The 5,495-nt window shown below is 71.0% G+C and carries 4 protein-coding genes; 2 read left to right on the top strand and 2 right to left on the bottom strand.

Annotated elements, in window-relative coordinates; genetic code table 11:
• Positions 1-1,695 precede the first annotated feature (1,695 nt).
• The gene (locus tag ACH4J0_RS42700) at positions 1,696-2,340 is read right to left on the bottom strand and encodes an HAD-IA family hydrolase (protein ID WP_396246586.1); all 645 of its coding nucleotides are present in this window, start codon (positions 2,338-2,340) and stop codon (positions 1,696-1,698) included.
• A 977-nt stretch (positions 2,341-3,317) separates the two neighbouring features.
• Between ACH4J0_RS42700 and ACH4J0_RS42695 the strand changes: the two genes are divergently transcribed.
• Together ACH4J0_RS42695 and ACH4J0_RS42690 are read left to right on the top strand one after the other, a co-directional pair.
• On the top strand, positions 3,318-3,581 hold the full coding sequence (locus tag ACH4J0_RS42695) for a hypothetical protein (RefSeq protein WP_396246585.1): 264 nt from the start codon (positions 3,318-3,320) through the stop codon (positions 3,579-3,581).
• A 140-nt stretch (positions 3,582-3,721) separates the two neighbouring features.
• Complete coding sequence (locus ACH4J0_RS42690; protein WP_396246584.1) at positions 3,722-4,636, top strand: hypothetical protein; 915 nt, start codon at positions 3,722-3,724, stop codon at positions 4,634-4,636.
• Here the strand turns inward: ACH4J0_RS42690 and ACH4J0_RS42685 are convergent.
• Positions 4,618-5,373, bottom strand: a complete 756-nt coding sequence (locus tag ACH4J0_RS42685) for a DUF6597 domain-containing transcriptional factor (protein WP_396246583.1) — start codon at positions 5,371-5,373, stop codon at positions 4,618-4,620. The genes ACH4J0_RS42690 and ACH4J0_RS42685 overlap by 19 nt on opposite strands.
• Positions 5,374-5,495 lie beyond the last annotated feature (122 nt).

The following is a 5,495-nucleotide window of genomic DNA, read 5'->3' as shown; positions in this document are numbered from 1 at the left end:
GTGACGCCTGGCGGCGTCACCGTGCGTGGTGTCCCGAGGCTGCGCCTCGGGGGCCCGGCTGCGCCGGGCGGGGTGGCCGGGCCCATTCGCCTGCGGCGAATTCGGAGGGCATCTGATGGCCCCTGACGGGGCATCAACTGAGGGGGCCTGCGGCCCCGGCCCTCAGATGCGTTGACGATGTGACACGAATTTTGGGTAGACGCCCCCTCCCCCGGGGGCCGTCGCCAGCGTTGACGATGTGACGCAAAATTCCGGTAGTACCCCCACCCCCTCCCTGCGGTCGGGCACCGTTGACGATGTGACGCGAATTTTGGGTAGAGGGCCCTCCCCTGACAGGGAGGGGGTATCCGGTGGAGCGCCCGTTGACGATATGGCGTAAATCCCCGGAAGTAGCGTCTCCCCCGGGTCGGGGGCCCCTGCCGGGGCCTCCACCACCCACCCGTTCGGCGGCCCCGCGAGGGGCTCCCAGAGCAGTCCTCCCTAGGGCCCTGCCGCCCCGTGCCGGGGCGAGGTGTCAAAGATGCAAGAGCTGTAACCGACCCGGCCCCCGCACCACCCCCGGAATCAGGCCAGGGAGCTGCCCGGGAAACAGCCCACCAACCGTCACAACCCACCCGGCCAAAAAGCCCGTGCAGCGCCGGGCCAGGGCGCAGCGCGGGGCGCCCTTGAAACGCACGTGAATGTCACCGGTGCCCGACCTTCAAATGTCACCGGACAGGCGCACGGGAAACGGGCTGGAAGACTACCCGGTATCCCGCTGAGAACCCGCCAGACAGACGCCTGAAATCCCGATCCTAATGTCACAACAAGCACTAACCCGCCTGCCCGCTCCTACCGGCCGATAACGACCGGCCCGCACCCTGCCGAACACCCCGAAGGCTCCACACCGAAATCACGACGGAAGGGAAGGGCCTTCGGCGTGGGCCGGGGCCTGACGGCCCCTCGAAAAGGGCTGCTGGTGACGCCTGCGGCGCCACCGGAAAAGGGGCGGCACAGACGGGCCAGAAGGGGCCGGGAAAGGGGGGCCTGACGGCCCTCGGCCGAGAACGGACAGCGGGCGCCTGCGGCGCCACCCGAGCAGGTGCCGGCGAAGCCTGCGGCGGCACGGTGGGCGGTGCGGGTGCGCCGAGGCGGCGCAGCACCGGCCGGGCGGGGGCAAGACCGCAGGGCGGGGCGCAGCCCCACCCCAAAGGCCTCTCCCGAGGCGGCACAGCGCCTCCTGGACGGCGGCCTGACGGCCGCCCACACCCGCACTCCCGACCCCGATGCCAGGACGGCGCCGAGGGCGGCGGCGAGGCGGGCGGCGAGGCGGCCGGGCGGGCAGCCGCGGGGAACCGCCGCCCACCAGCTCCATGCCACGCGCGAGGCATCCACGACAACATCCACCAGGACGGCGCCAAGGCAGCCCGGGCCACAGGCCGGACGGGTGCGCCGGGGGCGCAGCACGACGGCGGCCAGGACCGCGCCGAGGACAGCGGCCAGGACGGCAGCCACGCCACCGGGCGTCCCTTGATGACTCGCGCGAGCCATCCCCACCAAGCTGACGTACAGCAGCGCCACCGAACAGCACGACACCGAGCAGGACGACGATCAGGCCGCCAGGCACCGCTTGATGACTCGTGCGAGGCACCCTGGCCCGTCTCAACGAAGTTTTTCCGGCCCTCAGCGAAGTGACAGTCAGCAGTGCGGACCCGCTTACGTCTCCTGCAAGAAGGACGAGTCGCCCTCGTTCACAATGGGAGCGAGGAGCCGGCGAAGGTCGGAGATGTCGTGGTAGAGCACAGCGGTCATGCCAGCCCGGCGGGCAGCGTCGACGTTGGTCTGGCTGTCGTCGACGAAGGCGCAGCGGTGAGCGGGGACGCCCGCTCGCTCGGCGGCGATCTTGTAGATCTCGGCGTCGGGTTTGGCGCTGTGGACCCGGGAGCTGTTGACCACGTGGTCGGCAAGATCGGTGAGGCCGAGCTGGGCCAGGTCGTCATCGAGCCAGACGGTGGCGTTGGTGACCAGCACGACCGGGATGCTGCGGCGGACCTGCCGGATCAGCTCGACCACGTGCTGGTCCACCCAGGCGGGGGCATGGGCGAAGGCGGTGGCGAGATCGGCTGCCCGCTGGGCGGGGATCTGAGCGGTCAGGGCCTCACTGATGGACGCGGCCCACTGAGCCCGGGTGATCTGGCCCAGCAAGAGCGGCAGGTCCCGCCCGGGGGCGAATGCGATCTCCATGGTGGTGCCGGGAGCGATCCCGGCGGCTTCCTCCTGGCGGGCCACCTCGTCCAGGTCGTAGAAGCGGATGACGTTGTCCAGGTCGCACAGAAGGGCATCGAACGCGAGGTCGCTCATAGCCGGTGATCATGCCAGAGCGTCCGACGACACCCCTCAGCAGGCCGCGCAGCACGACGCCCCGGACAGCGGCGGCAGGACCCGGACAGCCGCGAGCCGGACGCCGAGCAGGACGCGGGACGGCTGGCTCCTGGCCGACGACAACGACCAGGAACAGCGACCCAAGCGACTCGCAAAGCCGCCAGGACGAGCGGCGGCCCGGACGTCAACACGATGACTCACGCGAGCCATCCCCCGGGCGACGCCGGCGCAGCCGCGAGCAGCAGGCGGCGAAAGGCCGGCGGGCGTTCCAGCTTTCTGGAACGGACCACCCCACGCGGCCAGGCCGGACGGCGGCGAACAGCACGGCACCGAGCAGCCCCGGGGCGTCGACGGCGGCCCGGACGGCGGCCGGGGCCTCGCCCAGACCGCAGAATTTCCGGCCTACAGGGCGGAGCTCACGCCCTGACACGGGAAGGTCTCCCGTCCGACGGACAGGCGGCGAGGACGTCAACCAGACTCCAACGGGGCGGCGCCGAGGCGGACGTCCACGGGCGGCCCGGACGGCGGCGAGCAGGACGCCGACCAGCCGCCCCGGACAAGGCCGCCGACATCGGCCCTGACAAGATCACCACCCGGTGCGCGTCACACCCCATTGCCCGTGACGCGCACCACCCAAACGCGGAACAGTGGGGCCGAAAACCCCCACCAAAAACACCCTGAAAACACGGCTGAAGCCCGTTCCGGAACCCGCCGAAACAACCCGTCAAAACCCCACCCCCAACACCCCACCCCCAACCGCATGGCATGCCCACGACGGACACACGCAGCAACCAAACCCAGCCCCACCCACACACCAGCGAAACAGGCGAAAGCCGACACCCGACCCCACCCGGGTTGGTCCAACCAGAACCGGGCAAAACCCCCAAAACACACCAAACACACCAAGCGGGCCTCACGAAGGTCACACCCGAAAGAGACGGGCGTACCGTGAAGGTATGGCCGGACGAGTGCGCCGGTGCGCGTACTGCTGGGGGCCGCTGCGAGCGGCTGCGCGGAGCGATGCTCGGTTCTGTACGGCGAAGTGCAAGGCGGCGGCCCGCCGTCGGCGGCATCACATCCTTGAGGCCGTCGCCATCGGCCTGTGGTTCACCCAGGGCGTCGAGACCGAGCACGTGGTGCGCTGCCCGGCCTGTGGCCACCGCTTCGCCCGGGGGCACGGCCACCGCCGGGACGCCGTGTACTGCAGCTCTGTCCAGTGACAGCGAACCTTGACTGGTTGCCGTCGAAGGTTGACGGACGGCGGTTTGTGTCACTGAAGATTGACCGCGCGGGTCAGCGTGACGACATGGGTGGCCGATTCGTGCAAGACCATCCGCGTGACCCCGCGTACCGTCGATGCATGGCATGGGTGAACGACGTCATGATCGAGCGAGCCGGCCGCTTCCTGTGGACCTCGGGCCGAGTGCTGGAACAGCGCCGCTTCGCGTTCCTGTTCGGCAGCGAAGCCGACCCGGCGGGCGTGCTGGCCGCTCTGGACGCCTACCGCGGCGCGGACGGGGGTTACGCCTTCGGGCTCGAACCCGACGTGAGAGGGCCGGCGGCACAGCCCATCTCGCTGCCTGCCGCCCTGCGGGTGCTGGAGGAGACCAGGGCCCTGGACGTCACCCGGGGCCGGCACTTGTGCGACTGGCTGGCCAAGGTCACCGCCCCGGACGGAGCCGTGCCGGCCGTGCTGGCGACCCTGCGCCCCTATCCGCGCCCGCCCTGGCTGCCGATCGCCGACGAGCCGGCTGGTGAACTGCTGGCCACGGGACAGATCGCAGGGCCGCTGCTCCGCCACGGGATCGACCACCCCTGGTTGAAGACGGCGTCGGACTTCTGCCGCCATACCATCGAAGGCCTTCAGCGGACCCACCCCTACGAGGCCGAGGCGGCCATCGCCTTCCTCGACGCGGCCCCCGATAGGCCCTGGGCGCGGCAGCAGGCTGAACGCCTGGGCGAACTGGTACGCGAGCAGCGCATCGTGCTCCTCGATCCCGACCACCCCGAGCAAGCGCACCTCGCGCCCGGTTACGCGCCCGGCGAGTATCACCTGCCGCACGACTTCGCCTCGAGCCCGGACAGTCTGGCGCGCGCGTGGTTCACCGACGCCGAGATCGACCGCGGCCTGAGCCACCTGGCCGCCCAGCAGCAGAAGGACGGGGGCTGGCCGGTCCGCTGGGCGCGCTGGTCCCCCACCATCGAACTCGAGGCCCGCCCCGGCGTCACGCTCGCCGCCCTGCTCACGCTGCGCGCCTACGATCCGGCATCCTGAGACGTCCGGCCCCGCCCCAGAAAGCGCGTCGGCGTCAGGCCCGCGAGGCGGCGGACCTCGCGGGTGAGGTGGGCCTGGTCTGCGTATCCCGCGCGCAGCGCCACCTCGGCCAGCCCGAGGTCGTCCAACCGGGCCCAGATCAGGGCCCGCTGGAAGCGCAGCACCCCATTCAGGGTCTTCGGCCCGTAGCCCACCGCGTCGGTGACCCGCCGCCGCAGCTGCCGCTCCGACAGCCCGAGCTCGTCGGCCAGGCTCGGCAAGAGCACCGGCCTGGGACGGCCGAGCGCCGCCACGGCATGCTCCACCGCGGGATCCGGCGCGTAGCCGCGCAGCAGCGAGGCTGCGAAGCCGTCCAGCACCGCCGCGGCGGCGCGCGGGCTCTCTGTCCGGGCGAGGCAGGCCTCCAGTCGCCGTGCCCGGCCCGGGAAGAAATCCCGCAGCGGCACCTGCCGGTCGCAGACCTCCCGCGCGGGAACACGCCCCAGCAGTAGCCTTGCGGCTCCGGGCCGGAACCGCACCCCCGCGATGCTCACACCGCCGCGTACCGGTACTGCCCGCGGACCGCGATCCGGTCCGACGATCTCGGCCCCGCCGTCATGCCAGATGAGATCAACGCAGCCGTCCGGGACGATGACCTGGCTGCGCGCAGGACCGTCGGCGTTTTCTCGCGTCCATACACATGCCACGAAACGTCTCGATGCCGCCGATGGCTGCCACTGCGCGTACCGGGAGACCATGCGCACACCTTGCAGGCAACAGGGCTGCCCTCTCTGTCAGCCTTGGGTGAGACATCCCGCTTTGTCGGGTTAGCCTGAGAGGGCCCGAGTAGGAGTTCCACCCCTGATGACCAGCACCAATC

The organism is Kitasatospora sp. NPDC017646 (genome assembly GCF_044329365.1).
Lineage (GTDB): Bacteria > Actinomycetota > Actinomycetes > Streptomycetales > Streptomycetaceae > Kitasatospora.
The sequence above is the reverse complement of the archived record's forward strand: the minus strand, read 5'-3'. Positions and strand labels throughout refer to the sequence as shown.

Excerpts from the sequence above, each read along its gene's own strand:
- ACH4J0_RS42700 (WP_396246586.1), bottom strand. The coding sequence starts at position 2,340 with ATGAGCGACCTCGCGTTCGATGCCCTTCTGTGCGACCTGGACAACGTC.
- ACH4J0_RS42695 (WP_396246585.1), top strand. The coding sequence starts at position 3,318 with ATGGCCGGACGAGTGCGCCGGTGCGCGTACTGCTGGGGGCCGCTGCGA.
- ACH4J0_RS42690 (WP_396246584.1), top strand. The coding sequence starts at position 3,722 with ATGGCATGGGTGAACGACGTCATGATCGAGCGAGCCGGCCGCTTCCTG.
- ACH4J0_RS42685 (WP_396246583.1), bottom strand. The coding sequence starts at position 5,373 with ATGGTCTCCCGGTACGCGCAGTGGCAGCCATCGGCGGCATCGAGACGT.